The 16,074-nt window shown below is 68.0% G+C and carries 12 protein-coding genes and 1 pseudogene; 5 read left to right on the top strand and 8 right to left on the bottom strand.

The annotated features are described in order from the left end of the window. Positions 1–3 precede the first annotated feature (3 nt). Together ccmB and ccmA are read right to left on the bottom strand one after the other, a co-directional pair. Positions 4–663, bottom strand: coding sequence for a heme exporter protein CcmB (gene ccmB / locus B146_RS0102575; protein ID WP_019994849.1), 660 nt, complete (start codon positions 661–663; stop codon positions 4–6). Beyond that, positions 663–1,352: a heme ABC exporter ATP-binding protein CcmA gene (gene ccmA, locus B146_RS0102570; RefSeq protein ID WP_019994848.1), complete on the bottom strand. Its 690-nt coding sequence runs from the start codon at positions 1,350–1,352 to the stop codon at positions 663–665. Before ccmA ends, ccmB begins: the two co-directional genes overlap by 1 nt. Positions 1,353–1,763: 411 nt before the next feature. On the opposite strand from ccmA, the gene acnA reads away from it, so the two are divergent. From acnA to B146_RS30165, 3 genes and pseudogenes are all read left to right on the top strand, one after another. Continuing rightward, on the top strand, positions 1,764–4,517 hold the full coding sequence (gene acnA / locus B146_RS0102565) for an aconitate hydratase AcnA (RefSeq protein WP_019994847.1): 2,754 nt from the start codon (positions 1,764–1,766) through the stop codon (positions 4,515–4,517). Between the two features lie 269 nt (positions 4,518–4,786). Next, positions 4,787–5,566: a DUF1223 domain-containing protein gene (locus tag B146_RS24800; RefSeq protein WP_019994846.1), complete on the top strand. Its 780-nt coding sequence runs from the start codon at positions 4,787–4,789 to the stop codon at positions 5,564–5,566. Positions 5,567–5,750: 184 nt separating this feature from the next. Further along, a pseudogene (locus B146_RS30165) lies at positions 5,751–6,185 on the top strand (NUDIX hydrolase); the annotation flags it as partial. 101 nt (positions 6,186–6,286) lie between these two features. On the opposite strand, the gene B146_RS0102555 reads toward B146_RS30165, so the two are convergent. Both B146_RS0102555 and B146_RS28855 read right to left on the bottom strand, forming a co-directional pair. Next, positions 6,287–7,738 carry an alkaline phosphatase gene (locus tag B146_RS0102555; protein WP_019994845.1) on the bottom strand — a complete coding sequence of 484 codons (1,452 nt, stop codon included), beginning with the start codon at positions 7,736–7,738 and terminating at the stop codon, positions 6,287–6,289. An 81-nt stretch (positions 7,739–7,819) separates the two neighbouring features. Then, positions 7,820–7,987 (bottom strand): hypothetical protein, encoded by a 168-nt coding sequence (locus B146_RS28855; protein WP_155897318.1) that lies wholly within the window; start codon positions 7,985–7,987, stop codon positions 7,820–7,822. A 173-nt stretch (positions 7,988–8,160) separates the two neighbouring features. Between B146_RS28855 and B146_RS0102550 the strand changes: the two genes are divergently transcribed. Together B146_RS0102550 and B146_RS0102545 are read left to right on the top strand one after the other, a co-directional pair. Continuing rightward, the gene (locus tag B146_RS0102550; protein WP_244498132.1) at positions 8,161–8,499 is read left to right on the top strand and encodes a DUF2794 domain-containing protein; all 339 of its coding nucleotides are present in this window, start codon (positions 8,161–8,163) and stop codon (positions 8,497–8,499) included. Between the two features lie 110 nt (positions 8,500–8,609). Further along, positions 8,610–10,988 (top strand): bifunctional diguanylate cyclase/phosphodiesterase, encoded by a 2,379-nt coding sequence (locus B146_RS0102545; protein WP_019994843.1) that lies wholly within the window; start codon positions 8,610–8,612, stop codon positions 10,986–10,988. Positions 10,989–11,052: 64 nt separating this feature from the next. Here the strand turns inward: B146_RS0102545 and B146_RS0102540 are convergent, their stop codons facing one another. From B146_RS0102540 to B146_RS0102525, 4 genes are all read right to left on the bottom strand, one after another. Further along, positions 11,053–11,610 (bottom strand): GNAT family N-acetyltransferase, encoded by a 558-nt coding sequence (locus B146_RS0102540; RefSeq protein ID WP_019994842.1) that lies wholly within the window; start codon positions 11,608–11,610, stop codon positions 11,053–11,055. 169 nt (positions 11,611–11,779) lie between these two features. After that, the gene (locus B146_RS0102535) at positions 11,780–12,562 is read right to left on the bottom strand and encodes a Bax inhibitor-1/YccA family protein (protein ID WP_019994841.1); all 783 of its coding nucleotides are present in this window, start codon (positions 12,560–12,562) and stop codon (positions 11,780–11,782) included. A gap of 202 nt (positions 12,563–12,764) precedes the next feature. Then, entirely contained in the window at positions 12,765–15,341 is a 2,577-nt protein-coding gene (locus B146_RS0102530) for an ABC transporter permease (RefSeq protein WP_019994840.1), read from the bottom strand. Beyond that, complete coding sequence (locus tag B146_RS0102525) at positions 15,338–16,057, bottom strand: ABC transporter ATP-binding protein (RefSeq protein WP_019994839.1); 720 nt, start codon at positions 16,055–16,057, stop codon at positions 15,338–15,340. Before B146_RS0102525 ends, B146_RS0102530 begins: the two co-directional genes overlap by 4 nt. Between the last annotated feature and the right edge of the window lie 17 nt (positions 16,058–16,074).

The raw sequence follows: 16,074 nt of genomic DNA, 5'->3' as shown, positions 1-16,074 counted from the left end.
GTTTCAGTCGCTGGATTGGCGCAGCGCGAGCGCGGCGGCGAAAGGGCCGAGGACGCCGTAAAGGAGCGTCAGCGCCACGAGAATCAGGAAGGGCGCGCGAAAGGGCGCGATGTCGCTGAGCGCCCCGGCACTCGCCGCGACGCCGAAGATCAGGATCGGGATCGCGAGCGGCAGGGTCAGCACCGAGACGAGAACGCCGCCGCGCGGCAGGGCCGCCGCCACCGCCGCGCCGACCGCGCCGATCAGGACGAGCGCCGGCGTGCCGATGAGCAGCGTCAGTGCGCTCGCCCCGAGCGCCAGCGGCTCCAGCGCTAGAAGAAGGCCGAGAAGCGGCGCGGCGATCACCAGCGGCAGACAGGCGGCGACCCAGAGCGCGGCGCATTTGGCGAGCACGACGAGCGGCAGCGGCACGGGGCCGGTCAAGAGAAGGTCGAGCGTGCCGTCGTCGCGGTCGGCCTGAAACAGGCGGTCGAGCGAAAGAAGCGTGGAGAGGAGCGCGCCGATCCAGAGAAAGGCCGGGCCGATGCGCGAGAGAAGCTGAAGATCGGGGCCGACGCCGAAGGGAATGACCGCGACCACCGCCAGAAAGAACACGACGCCCGGCGCGCCGCCGCCCGAGCCGGACAGGAGCAGCGCGAGATCGCGCCGGAAGAGAGCCAGCATCAGGCGATCGCCTCCCAGCCCTCTTCATCCGTCGAAGCGGCCGGGGCGGTGTCCGTTCGGATCGGCTCCAGAACGAGCGAACGGACGGCGGGGCCGAGGTCGAGCGGCTGGTGCGTGGCGGCGAGAATCAGGCCGCCGCTTGCGAGATGCTGCCGGCAAAGCGCGGCAAAGCGCGCCTGCGTCGCCGCGTCGAGCGCGTTGGTCGGCTCGTCCAGGAGCCAGACCGGGCGCCGCGTGACGAGAAGCCGGGCGAGCGCCGCGCGCCGCGCCTGACCGGCCGAGAGATCGGCGCAGCGCAGCCCGGCGACGCCCTCCGGCAGGCCGAGTTCGCTGAGCGCGGCTTCCGGCGAGAGGCCCGGCGATCCGCCGAGAAACCGCGCCCAGAAGGCGAGGTCCGCCCCGACGCGTCGCGCGCCCTTCAGCGCGTTGCGATGGCCGAGATAATGGGCGATGTCGGCAAGGCTCCGTGCCGGCTCGCCGTCGGCGGCGTGGAAGGTCTCGACGCGAATCGTACCTTCGAGCGGCGGCAGAAGGCCGGCCAGCGTGCGCAGGAGCGTCGATTTGCCCGCGCCGTTCTCGCCCGTCACGAGGACGGCCTCGCCCGGCGCAAGCGCGAGGCCGAGCGGCGGCACGACGAGACGCCCGCTCCGGCCGCAAGCCAGCCCTTCGATCACGAGCCTGCCCGCCACGCCGGAACCACTCCTCAATCTTCCCGCGCTAGAACGGCGCACATCATCATCCCGAGGCTTCGTTGTGGAGAGGCGGGATGCGAAAGGCAAGCGGCAGGGCGGCCACGACCGACGCGGGCGAAAGGGTGTAAGCGTGAAAATGGTGCGAGGCGTGAGCGCTCCCCCGATTGGGCGGGTGCGCATGCGAGAAGCCCCTTTATAGCGATTACAAACTTGCCTATAAGGCGCTCACCCACTCCAGCGACCGGCGTGGATCACATAGCGCCGATCTCACGTGCCCCGCCTTTCCGGCGAGGACTGAGGCGGACGGGCGGAAATGGTCGCACCCGCATTTTCCAAGGCGCGCTTCGCCGCGCGCCGCGGTCGTTCGCCTTTCGGACATTTTTTGGTTCGAGAAGGAACGAGAACCCTATGTCCCACCCCGATAGCTTCAAAAGCCGCAAGACCCTGACGGTCGACGGGAAGCCCTATGTCTATTTCGACCTGAAAGAGGCCGAAAAGAACGGCCTTTCGGGCGCTTCGCGCCTGCCCTACTCGATGAAGGTCATTCTCGAGAACCTCCTGCGCAACGAAGACGGCCGCACGGTTCTGGCCGACGACATCCGCGCCGTGGTCAACTGGCTGAACGACAAGGGCTCGGCCGGCCACGAGATCGCCTACCGCCCGGCCCGCGTTCTGATGCAGGACTTCACGGGCGTTCCGGCCGTCGTCGATCTCGCCGCGATGCGCGACGCGACCGCCAATCTCGGCGCCGACCCCCAGAAGATCAATCCGCTCGTCCCCGTCGATCTCGTGATCGACCACTCGGTGATGGTGGACTATTTCGGCCAGCCCGATTCGTTCGAGAAGAACGTCGAGGTCGAGTACGACCGCAATGGTGAGCGCTACACCTTCCTGCGTTGGGGCTCGGGCGCCTTCCAGAACTTCCGCGTCGTGCCTCCGGGCACCGGCATCTGCCATCAGGTGAACCTCGAATATCTCGCCCAGACCGTCTGGACGAAGGACGAGAACGGCGAGACGATCGCCTATCCCGACACGCTGGTCGGCACCGACTCGCACACCACGATGGTCAACGGCCTCGCGGTGCTCGGCTGGGGCGTCGGCGGCATCGAGGCGGAAGCGGCCATGCTCGGCCAGCCGATCTCCATGCTGATCCCGGAAGTCATCGGCTTCCGCATCGACGGCAAGCTGCCCGAGGGCACCACGGCCACCGATCTCGTGCTCACCGTCACCGAGATGCTGCGCAAGAAGGGCGTCGTCGGCAAGTTCGTCGAGTTCTACGGCCCCGGCCTTGCCAACCTGACGCTGGAAGACCAGGCGACCATCGCCAACATGGCCCCGGAATACGGCGCGACCTGCGGCTTCTTCCCGGTCGACAAGGACACCATCGCCTATCTGGAAGCGACCGGCCGCGACAAGCACCGCATCGCGCTGGTGGAAGCCTATGCCAAGGCGCAGGGCATGTATTTCGACGCCTCGTCGGAAGAGCCCGTCTTCACGGACACGCTGTCGCTCGATCTCGCCACCGTCGTTCCCTCGCTCGCCGGCCCCAAGCGCCCGCAGGACCGCGTCGCCCTCACCGAGGCCGCGCCGAAGTTCCGCAGCGCGCTCACCGAGCTCCAGGGCGGCCGCAAGCAGTCCGCCGTCGCCAAGTCCGAGGGTGACGCGCGCTTCATGGCGGAGGGCGCCGCTCAGGCGGGCCAGACGCCGGAAACCGCTCGCCACGCCGTCGAGGGCGCGGACCATGGCATCGCCGACGGCGACGTCGTGATCGCGGCCATCACCTCCTGCACCAACACGTCGAACCCGAACGTGCTCGTCGCCGCCGGTCTCGTCGCCCGCAAGGCGCACGCGCTCGGTCTCAAGGTGAAGCCCTGGGTGAAGACCTCGCTGGCCCCCGGCTCCCAGGTCGTCACCGAATATCTCGAAAAGGCCGGTCTCCAGACCGATCTCGACGCGATGGGCTTCAACCTCGTCGGCTATGGCTGCACGACCTGCATCGGCAATTCCGGCCCGCTGCCGGAAGCGATCTCGGAAGCCATCAACAAGAACGACCTCGTGGCCTGCTCGGTGCTTTCGGGCAACCGCAACTTCGAAGGCCGCGTGAACCCGGACGTGCGCGCGAACTATCTCGCCTCGCCCCCGCTCGTCGTCGCCTACGCCATTGCCGGTTCGATGTTCGTGGACATCACCAAGGACCCGCTCGGACAGGACCAGAACGGCCGCGACGTCTTCCTCAAGGACATCTGGCCGACCACGCAGGAAGTCTCCGAGATCGTCCGCAAGACGGTCACGCGCGACCTGTTCGAGAGCCGCTATTCGGACGTCTTCAAGGGCGACCCGAACTGGCAGAAGATCGACGTCTCGGGCGGCCTCACCTACGAGTGGGACGACCGGTCGACCTATGTGCAGAACCCGCCCTATTTCGAGGGCATGTCGATGACGCCCAAGCCCGTCACCGACATCAAGGGCGCGCGCATCCTGTCGCTCTTCCTCGACTCGATCACGACCGACCACATCTCGCCGGCCGGCTCGATCAAGAAGAACGGCCCGGCGGGCGAGTATCTCGTCTCGCATCAGGTGCGCCCGGTGGACTTCAACTCCTACGGCGCGCGTCGCGGCAACCACGAAGTCATGATGCGCGGCACGTTCGCCAACATCCGCATCAAGAACCAGATGGTTCCGGGCATCGAGGGCGGCATCACCAAGCACTTCCCGTCGGGTGAGCAGCTCGCGATCTACGACGCGGCGATGAAGTACCAGCAGGAAGAAGTTCCGCTGGTGATCTTCGCCGGCAAGGAGTACGGCACCGGCTCCTCGCGCGACTGGGCGGCCAAGGGCACCGTGCTTCTGGGCGTTCGCGCCGTGATCGCGCAGAGCTTCGAGCGCATCCACCGCTCCAACCTCGTCGGCATGGGCGTCGTGCCCTTCGTCTTCCAGGAAGGCACGAGCTGGCAGTCGCTCGGCCTCACGGGCGAGGAAACGGTGACGATCGAAGGCCTGACCGAGGTCAAGCCGCGCCAGACCATGGAAGCCACGATCACCCGCGCCAATGGCGAAGTGGTCAAGGTTCCGCTCCTCTGCCGCATCGATACGCTGGACGAGCTGGAATACTTCAAGAACGGCGGCATCCTGCACTACGTGCTGCGCCAGCTCGCGGCTTAAGGCTTAGCCCCATCCGTGCCCGGCCCTGCGGCCGGGCGCTTGTCCAGCGCCGTCCTCCCCTCGCGGGAGGGCGGCGTTTTCGTTGGGTGCAAAGCCGCTTCGCCCTGCCGGCCCCGCCCGTGGCAAGGCCTGCCGCGCCGCCGCAAAGCTTGCCGCTCGCGACAGGTTCACCCTCAATTGAACGCATCTTGTCTCGCGTTCCCTGGGGTTCCTCCCGCATGGTCCCATCTGCCTTCGAACGGGTTTCGAAGTCGAGGAGATGCCGACCCATGACGCCGCCGCGCTTCCTTGTCCTGGCCTTCGCCGCGACGCTCGTCTGCGTCACCGCCGCCGCGCGCGCGGACGAGAGCACCGGCGAGACCACGAGCCGGAACGTGCGGGGCATCGTCGAGCTGTTCACGAGCCAGGGCTGCGCCGAATGCCCCCGGGCCGACGCCGTGCTGGCGCGCCTCGCCGAGCGGCCGGACTTCGTCGCCCTCGCCTATCATGTCGACTATTGGGACTATATCGGCTGGGAAGACCCGCTCGGCACGCGCCGCAACACGGAGCGGCAGAAGGGCTATGCCAAGGCGCTGCATCTGGGCGGGCTGACGACGCCGCAGGCCATCGTCAACGGCACCAAGGTCACGAGCGGCGCGAACGAGGCGGCGATCGTGAAGGCCGTGGAGGCCGCCCCGCTGCCCGGCGCGGACGGCGTGCCCATGGTCGAGATGCGCCTCGTCGGCGACATGCTGCGCCTTCGGGCCGAGGCGCCGGTCGTGAACGGCGCCCGGCCGCCCGCCCTGATTCTGGCGACCTATGCCAAGTCGTCGAACACCGAGGTCGCGCGCGGCGAGAACGAGGGGCGACGGCTCCTCAACACCCATGCGGTGCGCGACTGGCGCGCGGTCGGCGTGCTCGACGCCGAGGGACGCATCTCCGTGGACATGCCCTTCGGGCTCCTGAGCGACCCCGACGCCAAGGCCGGCGGCTGCATCGCCCTGCTTCAGGCGATGGACAAGAACGACCGGCCCGGCCGCATTCTCGCCGCCGCCGAGCTGGCCTTCTGATCGGGCGCGAACGCCGCGTCGGCGCGAAGCGTCCTCGCGCCGTCCCTCCTTGCGCGTTTTTCAGACGGCGACGCCTCCCGTCCGTTCGGCGAGGACCCGGCTTTCGGGCGCATGACGCCCAGCGGGTAGGATCGCACGCAGACCTGTGACAGGCTCGGGTGGCGCGATCAGGAGAGGTGCCCGCATGGCGATCTGGCGGCCAGCCCCGGAAATCCGGGTCAAGGTCATCGGCTTGGTTCGGCGCGAGAGCCGGCTTCTCGTCGCGGTCGTGGAGAACGATGCGGGGCGCGTGAAAGGCTTTCGGCCGCTCGGCGGGACGGTGGAGTTCGGGGAAACGCGAGATCAGGCCTTGCGGCGCGAGTTTCGCGAAGAGCTCGGCTGCGACATCCAGCGAACGGGCGACTGGATCGCGCTCGAAAACATCTTCGAGCACGAAGGCCGGCCTGGGCACGAGGTGATCTTCGCAGCCTTCGCCGATGTGACGGACCCAGTCCTTCTGGCGCGCGACGAGATCGCGTTTCGCGAGGCCGACGGAACAGGATGCCTCGCCCTGTGGATCGACCCCGCCGCCCTGCCGCCTGGCACGAGCCTCTATCCCGACGGCCTGACGGAACGTCTCGGCGAGGCCGAACGGGCGGGCGAGGCAGCGGTCCGGTCGTTCGACGGAAAACGGGGCGGGCCGGTCGCCCGCCCCGCCCCTCGTTCGAAATCCGCAGCGGATCAGTTGGCGATCGACGCCGCCTTCTCGCCTTCGAGACCCAGCGCCTTCATCGAGGCGCGGAACACGTCGGTGTTGTCGACATAGACGCGCTGCGCGGCGGGCACGCCATAGGCCGCAAGACCTTCGTCCGGCTGGGCGACGGTCAGGAAATGGGCCGAGCCGGCGCCCTTGGCGTAGAGCGGAACGAGTTCGCGCGTGTGCGTGTCGCTGTGCCAGCGCACCAGCGGAAGCGCGCCCGCGCCCTGGTTGACGATCGGCGCATAGGCCTCCCGGTTGCTGTCCGGGCCCTGGAGCAGGCCGTTGCCGTGATCGCTGGTGACGATCACCAGCGTCTCGTCCCAGGACGAATGATCCTCGACCCACTTCACCGCCGTCTCGACGGCCTGATTGAAGTCGATCTGCTCCTCGATGATGCGGGGCAGGTTGTTGGCATGGGCCGCCCAGTCCACCGCGCCGCCTTCCACCATCAGGAAGAAGCCGTCCTCGTCCTTGGACAGAAGGTTAAGGCTGCCCTTCGTCATCGTGGCGAGGCTCGGCTGGTTGGCCAGCTTGTCGCCGCCGGCGACGCCCTCGCGGTTGAACTGCGTCGTGGCATTGTTCTGCACCGTTCCGAGGAGCTTGGTCTTGGCGCCGAGTTCCAGCGTCCCCTTGGCGAGCGCCTCGAAATCATCCTTGGTTTCGATCAGCTTGTAGGGCGTCTCCCCGGCGACGAGCTTGTCCCAGGTCTCCTTGCCGCCGACGAAGCGATAGGCCTTCTCGTCCTTGGGCTCCGTGGCGGCGCCGTTCTTGTCGAAGCCGGGATGGCCGGCGCCCATGACGACGCTGGCGAGGCCCGAATCGACGATCTCCTTGCCCATCGCGGCATATTCGTTGCGGCTCGCATTATGGGCGAGGAAGCCGGCGGGCGTGGCATGGGTCCACTGGACCGTGGTGACGACGCCGAGCGAGCGGCCGCTCTCGACGACATGTTCGCCGATATGCTTGAGCCGGGCGTCGTCGTTCGACCAGTTGATGGCGTTGTTGTAGGTCTTCACGCCGGTGGCGAGCGCCGTCGCGGCCGCCGCGCTGTCGGTATAGTCGGCGCGGGTGTAGTCGTAGCCCGCGAAGACGCCGGGATAAGCGCCGAGCTTGCCTTCGAAGGTCGCGCTGGACGGTGCCTTGTCCCAGAGCTTGGCGGCCTCGAACGCGACCTTGCCGTCCTCGCTCCGGGTGGGCGTGTTCGAAATGTTCAGCGGATGGGTCGACATGAAGAGCTTGGCGTCGAAGGCGTCGTAGACTTCGTGGCCGAGCGCGCCGTGACGGTAGTAGCTGGCGGCGCGCCAGGTCTCGATCCCCGCTCCGTCCGTGATCAGGAGGATCACGTTCTTGGCTTTCGTGTCCTGCGCCAGCGCGGGCACGGTCAGGGCGGTGGAGGCGACGAGAACGATGCGAAAGATGGCGGGAAGCGTCATGGGGATGACCTCATGTGTTTCGACAGCGCATCGGCTACCCCGGCCCGTTACCACCCATGTGACAGTTCACCTCACCAGGGCTCACATCGAGATCAACAAATCTTTATACATGGAACCATTCCAGCGTTCCTTCCGCAGACAGCCGCGCGCGCGGCGGACGGATGGAGCGGACTTGCCATCGGCGGGAAAAGCTTCGACCGATGCTTTCCGGATGGTGGAATGCGCCGCCGAAACCTTGCGATTGCGCACCGTCGCATCATCCTGCCAACGGGGCGCCCGGAGCGCTCGCGCATCGCGCTCGGTTGCAAGGCTCTTCGTCCGGTCCCATTTCCGTGACAGGATGATGAAGCACCGCCCGCTCGCGGGCTTCGGGCCTTGGAGGGATAGGATTGACCGAACCTGCCACCGAACACTCCGCCGCGCTGATCAATCTGGCCGAGGTGCGCAGCGCCAACGCCCTGCCGATCGTCAGCTTCGACCGTCACGAACTCGGCGAAATCCTGCGCATCTACGGACGCATGGTGGCGGCCGGAGAATGGCGCGACTACGCGATCGACACGTTGAAGGATCGGGCGGTCTTCTCGATCTTCCGCCGGTCGTCGGAAATGCCGCTCTTCCGCATCGAGAAGAATCCCAAGCTCGCAAAGCGCCAGGGCGCCTTCAGCGTTCATGCGGCCGGCGGTCTCGTCATGAAGCGCGGGCAGGACCTTTCCCAGGTGCTCAAGGTCTTCGACAAATCGCTGAAGCTCGCGCAGACCTGAGGGGGAGTGCGGCACAAGGTGCGACAGAAGATCGCGAAAGGGTGATTTAACGAAGTCCTAACCGAATACCTTGAGGAGTCGGACAGGATTGGGCGCGTAGATCACCCGTTATGGTCGCGCTAACAAGAATCGCCTCACAGCATTCGTTCGGCTTCGTCGCAATCGCCTTCGCGATCTGCGTGGTCGCCGGCTGGCTTCTCGCCGTGCTTCTGCGCGCGGCGGAGGAAAGCCAGGGCGCGACGCGGCGGCGATGGCAGATCGGGGCGGCGCTCGTCGCCGGGCTCGGCGTCTGGACGACGCATTTCATCGCGATGCTCGGCTACCGCGCCGATCTCCTCCTGACCTATGACGGGCTGCGCACGAGTTTTTCGGCGCTCACTTCGGTTCTGGCGGTCGGACTGCCCCTGGCCTTGTCCGCCTCGCGCACGACGCTTCCCTCGCGCGTCGCGCTCGGCGCGGCCAGCGGCGTCGGGATCGGCGCCATGCATTTCGCCGGCATGGCGGCGATCGAGGGGTGCCGTCAGATCATCGCCATGCCCGCCGTCGTGCTGGCCTGCTCTGTCGGCGCGCTGGCGATGGCGGCCGCGCGCGGGCTGCCCGAGCGGCTGCGCGGCCCTTCCATCGTCAGCGTCATCGTGACGCTCGGCGTGTGCGGCGTCCACTTCATCTCGATCGCCGGCGTGTCGGTGATCCCCGACGCCGTCTCGCTGGGCGCGCGCAGCGCCAACGTGATGCTGAGCATCTTCACGGGCACGGGCGCGGCGGTGCTCTTCATCGGCGCGATCCTAGCGCTTCTGGCCGCGCGTCGGTTCGAGGCGCAGGAACAGGCCCACACGCAGATTCTCTCGACCGCCCTTCACAACATGTCGAACGGGCTCGTCTTCATCGACGGCCAGCAGCGCATCAGCCTGTTCAACTCGCGATTTCTGGAACAGTTCGGGCTGAAGGAGGCCGATCTCCAGGTCGGCATGCCCGCGCGCGCCTTTCTCGCCAAGGTCAGCGCGGTCAACGCCTGGTCCCCCGTCCAGCAGGATCAGATCCGGGAGCGCATCACGCAGCGCATCCGCTCGAACGCGCCCGCCAAAAGCGAACACGTCATGCAGGACGGGCGGATTCTGGAGGTCGAAAGCCGGCCCGTCCAGGGCGGCGGCACGGTGATGACCTTCGACGACGTGACCAGCAACCGCCGGGCCCAGCAGCAGATCTCGCACATGGCCTTCCACGATCCGCTGACCGGCCTTGCCAACCGGCGCGGGCTGACGATGCGGATGGAAGCGGCCCGGCCGGACGACAATTCCTGCCATCTTCTCCTGATCGATCTCGATCGGTTCAAGCCGGTGAACGACACGTTCGGTCATGCGGTCGGCGACCAGCTTCTGGTTCAGGTCGCCGGGCGGCTGCGGGCCGTTCTGTGCGAGGACGATTTCGTCGCTCGCATCGGTGGCGACGAGCTCGCCGTGCTTCTTCGGGCCGATGCGGACGAGGCGATGAACACGGCGGACGGCATCGTCTCGACCCTCGGCATTCCCTTCCTGGTCAACGACATCATCCTGTCGATCGGCTGCTCGATCGGCATTTGCGGGATGCACGAGGCGAACAGCGCCGAGCTTTTCATGCAGCAGACCGACATCGCGCTCTACGAGGCCAAGCGTCAGGGGCGCGGGCTGGCGGTGCGATACCGGGCCGGCATGATGGAAGCTGTCAACGAGCGAAACTGCCTGGAACGGGACATGCGCGGGGCTCTCTCGCGCGGCGAGTTCCATCTCGTGTATCAGCCGCTCGTCAGCCTGAAGACCAACCTGGTGATCGGCTACGAGGCGCTGATCCGCTGGGATCACCCGGTCCTCGGCTCGATTTCGCCGGGCCGCTTCATCCCGCTGGCCGAGGAAACCGGACAGATCGTCGCGATCGGCGAATGGATCCTGCGCGAAGCCTGCCGCGAGGCGGCGAGCTGGGCAGGCGGCCTCCAGATTTCCGTCAACGTGTCGCCGGTTCAGCTTCGCTCGCCGCTTCTGATGGCGCATGTCACGAACGCGCTGGCCGCCAGCGGCCTTGCGCCGAACCGTCTCGAGGTCGAGCTGACGGAAACCGCGATGGTGGAGGACGGGCCGATCATCGCCCATATGCTTTCCTCCCTGCGGGCGATGGGTCTGCGCGTCGCCATGGACGATTTCGGCACCGGCTTCTCGTCGCTGGCGCATCTGCGCGACTTCCCGCTGGATCGCATCAAGATCGACCGCTCCTTCGTGTCGCGCGCCGAAACCGACCCGAACTCCCTCGCGGTGCTCACCGCGATCGTGCAGCTCGGCCGGGCCCTGCACATCCCGACGCTCGCGGAAGGGATCGAAACGCCGTCGCAACTGACCCTGCTGCGCGAGGTCGGCTGCGACGCCGTACAGGGCTATCTCCTCGGCCAGCCGGCGCGGACCGTCGGGGGGCCCCTCGCCGGGCCCATCGGCGGGCAGGCGCAGGAGAAGTCGGCGGCTTGAGCCAGAGCCCTCCCTGCCCTGCGCCCCCCTGCCCCGCGCCCCCCCTGCCCCGCGCCGGGCGCGATCAGCTCAAGGTGCCGGGATAGCGGCTTTCGTCGGGCAGCGTCTCCTTGCCGCCGTTCATCGAATATTGCATCAGCACCGTGTCGATCCAGCGGCCGAACTTGAAGCCCGACCCCTCGAACAGGCCGATCGAGCGGAAGCCGAGCTTCTGGTGCAGCTTGACGGAGCCGTGATTGTCGGCGCCGCCGATCACCGCGATCATCTGGCGGAAGCCCTTTTCCTCGCACAGCTCGATCAGCCGGCCGAGGATCGCCGTGCCGATGCCCTGGCCCTGCGCCTCCGGCTCCAGATAGATCGAATCCTCCACCGACCAGCGATAGGCCGGCCGCGCCCGGAACGGGCCGGCATAGGCATAGGCGACGACGCGCCCTTCGCCGTTGCAGGCGACGAGATAGGGATAGTCCTGCCGCGTCAGGCCGAGAAAGCGCGAGGTCATCTCCGTTTCGTCCGGCGGCGTCAGCTCGTAGGTGGCCGTGCCGTGGAGCACCGCATGTTCGTAGATGCGGCAGATCGCCGGGATGTCGGCCAGCGTGGCTTCGCGAAGGGTGAACGCGCTCATGGGAAGGATGCCTTGCGGATTGTCGAAACGGCGCGACCATAGGCGCGCCCGCCCGCCGGCTCAATGCGTCGTTTGCCCCATCCGGCGCCCGGATCGAACCGGATCGCGGACACGAAAAAGGGCGGCTCGAAAGCCGCCCTCCTAAGGTCCGTCTCGGTGTCATGCCACCTTAGTTGCGGCTGGTGCCAAGGAAGCGGAGCATGAACATGAAGAGGTTGATGAAGTCGAGATAAAGGGTCAGCGCGCCCATGATGGCCTTGCGGCCCGCGACCAGCGCGTCGTCGCCTTCCCAGTACAGTTCCTTGATGCGCTGCGTGTCCCAGGCGGTGAGGCCCGCGAAGAGCAGCACGCCGATCGCCGAGATGGCGAAGCTGAGCGCCGAGGAGGCGAGGAAGAGGTTCACGAGCATCGCGATGATCAGGCCGAAGAGGCCCATGATCAGGAACGAGCCCATGGCCGAGAGGTCACGCTTCGTCGTGTAGCCGAAGAGCGACAGGGCGCCGAATGAGGCGGCCGTCACGAAGAAGACCTGCACGATCGATTCCTGCGTGTAGACGAGGAAGATCGTCGACAGCGAGAAGCCCACCAGGGCGGCATAGGCCCAGAAGGTCGCCTGCGCGGCCTGCGTGCTCATCCGGTCGACCCGGAAGGACAGGAACATCACAAGGGCGAGCGGCGCGAACATCAGCACCCAGCGCAGCGGCGAGGTGAACACGGTGGCGCCGAGCTGGGTCAGCATCACGCCGTTGACCGTGCCGACCGCGAGCGAGGGATCGCTCGTGGTGGCGAGCGAGAAGAGGCCGTAGGCGGCGACGCCCGTCAGCGCGAGGCCGATGGCCATGAGGTTGTAGACCCGGAGCATGTAGCTCCGCAGGCCCTGATCGATGGCGACGTCGGCCCGGCCCCGTGACAGGGGGACGCTGCGCGCGCCGCTGTTCCACTTGTCAGCCATGGACAGTCTCCTTTTCGGTGTCCCGTCCGGGTCGGCCGAGACCGGCCGGGCCGACCGGCGGGACGCCCGGCCAGACCCTTTTCCTGCAAATATGCGAAGCAACGGGGCTTCTCACAAGGGAGGAAACACCCGGAAGCCCCCGATGGGCAGTCCCGCGGCCATTAAATTTCGGTCATCGAACCGGGCTTTCCCGGCCCCGTCCTCACAACTCGCGCAGGACGGGCGCCGCCTTCTGGCCGAGAACGCGCCATGTTCCGGCAAGCCCGAAGCCCACGGTCAGCACCAGCGACACGCAGAGAACCGTCAGGGCGACGCCGGTGTCGAAGGCGTAAGGCAGCTGCATGACGCGGGCGAGAACGTACCACGCCGCCAGCGCCCCGGCGCCGACGGCGAAGAGGGCGGTCGCCGCGCCGAGCGTCATGTATTCGGTGACATAGGCGCGGATCAGCGTCTGCCGCGTCGCCCCCAGCGTCTTCAGCACCACCGCGTCGTGGACGCGCGTCCGGTTGCCGGCAGCGAGCGCGCCGGACAGGACGAGCACGGAGGCCACGAGCGCCACGGCGGCGGCGGCGCGGATGGCGAGCGCGAGCTGCGCCACCAGCGCGTTGACGGCGTCCAGGGCGTCCTTGACGCGAACCGTCGTCACGGCCGGGAAGCTGTTGGAGATGCCGCGCAGGACGGCGCGTTCGGCCTCGCTCGTGCTGTCGGGCATGTCAAGCGTCGCGAGCCAGGCATGGGGCGCGCCGGCAAACGTGCTGGGCGAGAAGACCATGACGAAGTTGATCGACATGGACTCCCATTCCACCGCGCGGAAATTGGCGATGCGCGCCGTGATCTCGCGACCGAGCACGTTGACGGTGATCGTGTCGCCGATCTTCAGGCCGAGCTCGCCGCCCTCCTTGGCCGCGAAGGAGACGAGCGGCTCGCCCGAATCATCGGCCGCCCACCACTCCCCTTGCGTGATCGTGGTGTTTTCGGGGGGCGTGGCGGAATAGGTCACGCCCCGGTCGCCGCGCAGCACCCAGGCACCTTCGGGCGGCACCTGGAGCTGAGCGACATCGGTGCCGTTCAGCTTCACGATGCGCCCGCGCAGCATGGGCACGGCTTCGAGCGACGAGCCCGGCGCGAGTTCGGCGACGCGCTGGCGGAACGGGTCGATCTCGGCCGACTGGACGTCCACGAAGAATAAGTTCGGCGCCCGCGCCGCGATGGTCGTGCCGATCTCGCGGCGCAGCGCCGTGTCGATCGTGGCGAGCGTGACGAGAAGCGTCAGGCCGAGGCCGAGCGAGAGAACCACCGAATGGGTCAGCGCGCCCGGCCGGTGGATATTGCCGATGGCCAGGCGCAACGGGGTCGAGCGCACGCGCGGCAGGCGCGCGGCGAGCGCGCGGATCGCGACCGAAACGAGGCGCAGCACCACGAAGGCGACGGCCGTAGCGACCAGGAACACGCCGGCGACGCGCTTGTCGCTCGCCATCAGGAAGGCGAGGCCCGCGATGCCGAGCGCGAGCGCCCCGGCGGCCAGCGCATAGCCGAGCCGCGTGCGCAGCGCGCCCGGCCCCTCGTTGGAGCGGAACAGGGCGGTGGCCGCGACGTCCCGCGTGCGGCCGAGCGGCAGGACCGCGAAGGCGAAGGCCGTGAGATAGCCGAAGGCCGTGGCGAGAAGCAGCGCGCCGGGATAGACGGACGGATGCGTCGCGACCGGAATGAAGGCTTCCAGAAAGCCCGCCGCCGCGAAGGGCGCGAGCGCGCCGATCACGAGGCCCGCCGCGATGCCGAGCGTCGCGAGAAGCCCGATCTGGATCAGGTAGATCCAGACCACGAAGCCGCCGCCCGCGCCCAGGCTCTTGAAGGTCGCGATCACCGTGCGCTTGCCGTCGAGATAGGCCGAGACGGCATTGGCGATGCCGACGCCGCCGACGATCAGGGCGGTGAGGCCGACCAGCGTCAGGAACTGCGAGAAGCGGTTGATGCTGCGCTGGAGCGCGGGCGCGGCCTCGCGCGCGTCGCGGATGCTCCAGCCGGCCTGCGGAAAGGCGCTCTTGGCTTCCGCCTCGACCGTGGCGGGGTCGGTCGCCGGATCGGCAAAGCGCAGCTTGTAGTCGTATTCGATGAGCGAGCCCGGCTGGATCAGGCCGCTGGCGCGCAGCGCCTCCTGCGACACCATGAGGCGCGGGGCGAAGACGAACCCGTCCGACAGGACGTCGGGCTCGCGGGTCAGGCGGGCGCGCAGTTCCAGCTCGATGCCGCCGAGCCGCACGATGGCGCCGGGCTGGAGCCCCAGGCGGTCGAAGAATTCCGGCGCGGCGACCGCCCCGAAGCGTCCGTCGCGCGCGGCGAGAAGGTCGGCGAGCGGCGCGGCCGGCGCGGTTTCCACCGTGCCGTAGAGCGGATAGAGCCCGTCCACCGCCTTGACCTCGGAAAGGGTCTGGTCGGTGCCATCGGGCAGGCGCGCCATGGAGCGCAGATTGGCGCTCTGGGCGACCGCGCCGAAGCCGGCGAGGAAGCGCGTCTCCGCTTCGCTCGCCTCGCGCCCGTTGAGGCCGAAACGCATGTCGGCGCCCAGAATCGTGCGCCCTTCCCGCTCGATGCCCGTGGTCATCATCTCCGACACCGAATTGACCGCGGCGATCGAGGCGACGCCGAGCGTCAGGCACAGAAGAAAGATCACGAAGCCGCGCACGCCGCCGCGCATTTCGCGCAAGGCGAAGCGCCAGGCGAGGCGCGCAGAACCCGCCGGGCGGGAGGAAGCCGGGCCGGCCGATCCGGCACCGCTCATCGCGCGGCCTCCGCCACCGCCACCGCCGGCCGCACCGGAGCGCCGCCGCGTTCGATCTCGCCCGAGCGCACCGCCACCTCGCGCCCGCAGCGCGCGGCGAGGGTCTTGTCGTGGGTGACGAGAACCATGGTCATCGCGCGGCGCTTCTGCTCGGAAAAGAGAAGGTCGGCGATCTGCGCACCGGTGTCGGCGTCGAGATTGCCGGTCGGCTCGTCGGCGATGAGGAGGGCGGGCTCGGGGGCCAGCGCCCTCGCGAGCGCCACGCGCTGCTGCTCGCCGCCCGACAATTCGCCGGGATAATGCGTGACGCGCGCGCCGAGGCCGACCGCCCGAAGCTCCGCCTCCGCCCGCTCGAAGGCCTTGGGATGGCCCGCGAGTTCCAGGGGCACGGCGACGTTTTCGAGCGCCGTCATGTTGGGAATGAGATGGAAGGACTGGAAGACGATGCCGATATGGCGCCCACGAAAGGCGGCGAGACGGTCCTCGCTGAGGCCCTGGAGCGACTGGCCCGATATCTCGACCTCACCCTTGTCGGCGCGTTCGAGCCCCGCCAGAACCATGAGAAGCGTCGACTTGCCCGAGCCCGACGGGCCGACGATGCCGACGCTCTCGCCCCGCGCCACCTCGAGATCGATGCCTTTCAGGACGTGGACCGCGCCCCGGCCCTGGCCGAGCGTGAGATGAACCTTTCGTAATCGGATCGCCGGTTCTGTCACGCGCCTTGCCTTCCTAT

Source organism: Aureimonas ureilytica DSM 18598 = NBRC 106430 (genome assembly GCF_000382705.1).
GTDB lineage: Bacteria > Pseudomonadota > Alphaproteobacteria > Rhizobiales > Rhizobiaceae > Aureimonas > Aureimonas ureilytica.
The sequence above is the reverse complement of the archived record's forward strand: the minus strand, read 5'-3'. Positions and strand labels throughout refer to the sequence as shown.

What these genes read in the sequence shown, in the direction of transcription:
- acnA (WP_019994847.1), top strand. Translation starts at nt 1,764, where the DNA reads ATGTCCCACCCCGATAGCTTCAAAAGCCGCAAGACCCTGACGGTCGAC.
- B146_RS0102535 (WP_019994841.1), bottom strand. Translation starts at nt 12,562, where the DNA reads ATGGCTGACAAGTGGAACAGCGGCGCGCGCAGCGTCCCCCTGTCACGG.
- B146_RS0102545 (WP_019994843.1), top strand. Translation starts at nt 8,610, where the DNA reads ATGGTCGCGCTAACAAGAATCGCCTCACAGCATTCGTTCGGCTTCGTC.
- B146_RS0102555 (WP_019994845.1), bottom strand. Translation starts at nt 7,738, where the DNA reads ATGACGCTTCCCGCCATCTTTCGCATCGTTCTCGTCGCCTCCACCGCC.
- B146_RS24800 (WP_019994846.1), top strand. Translation starts at nt 4,787, where the DNA reads ATGACGCCGCCGCGCTTCCTTGTCCTGGCCTTCGCCGCGACGCTCGTC.
- B146_RS0102540 (WP_019994842.1), bottom strand. Translation starts at nt 11,610, where the DNA reads ATGAGCGCGTTCACCCTTCGCGAAGCCACGCTGGCCGACATCCCGGCG.
- ccmB (WP_019994849.1), bottom strand. Translation starts at nt 663, where the DNA reads ATGCTGGCTCTCTTCCGGCGCGATCTCGCGCTGCTCCTGTCCGGCTCG.
- B146_RS0102530 (WP_019994840.1), bottom strand. Translation starts at nt 15,341, where the DNA reads ATGAGCGGTGCCGGATCGGCCGGCCCGGCTTCCTCCCGCCCGGCGGGT.